The sequence below is a fragment of the Hydrogenophaga pseudoflava NBRC 102511 genome (assembly GCF_001592285.1).
Lineage (GTDB): Bacteria > Pseudomonadota > Gammaproteobacteria > Burkholderiales > Burkholderiaceae_C > Hydrogenophaga > Hydrogenophaga pseudoflava.
This window is the reverse complement of record NZ_BCWQ01000043.1, coordinates 1-818: the sequence shown is the minus strand read 5'-3', so window position 1 is coordinate 818 and position 818 is coordinate 1. Positions and strand designations below refer to the sequence as shown.

The following is an 818-nucleotide window of genomic DNA, read 5'->3' as shown; positions in this document are numbered from 1 at the left end:
GCGCGTGGCCGGCGGCTCGTTCGGGTCGCCCAGATCCAGCTCCCTCTGTTGCACGCTGGCCGGCTGCAAATCGATCAAGATGACGCCCGCCTTGATGAACTGGTAGCCGGCGACGTACATGAACCGCATGCCATCGGCCGCGGCCTTGGACAGCGCCAGCGTGTCGTCGGTCGGTCTGCGCAGCGGCACCACCACACTGCGCGAGCACTGGGGACCAGGTCGGTAGGGGGAGGTGTGCATGAACACCAGCAGCTCGGTGGCCAGGCAGTTTTGTTTCCGCAGCTTCTCCGCCGCCCGCGCCGCAAACTCGCTCACGGCCTCGATCAGCGGTCCGAGCTGGTGGACCGGCTTGCCGAACGAGCGTGTGCAGGCGATCTGCTGCTTCGGGCCCGGGGCATCGTCCAGATCGATGCACGGTTGCCCCTGCAGCTCGCGCACCGTCTTCTCCAGGGTCACGCTCCAGCCGCGGCGCGCCGTCGCCGGGTCCATTCGGGTCAGGTCCAGCACTGTGCGGATGCCGCATTCCCTGAGCTGCTCCGAGATGCGCGGACCCACACCCCAGACATCCCCCACGTCGGTCGCCTGCAGCACGTCGTCCAGGTCCTGGGCGGGCAGGGTGGCCAGATTGAACACCTGGGCCAGCTCCTTGGGGTAGCTGCCCGGCTTGCGCTCGGCGGTCTTGGCGATGTGGTTGGCCAGCTTGGCCAGCGTCTTGGTGGGCGCCATGCCGATGCAGGTCGGGATACCCGTCCACTGCAGGATGCGCTCGCGCACCTTGCGGCCACGCGCCACCAGGTCGCCGCGCACACCGTGCAGCC

The 818-nt window shown here is 68.7% G+C and carries 1 protein-coding gene; it reads right to left on the bottom strand.

What is annotated here, in order from left to right; translation table 11 throughout:
* On the bottom strand, positions 1-818 hold an 818-nt coding region (locus tag HPS01S_RS21385; protein WP_443093511.1), incomplete at both ends, for a DinB/UmuC family translesion DNA polymerase.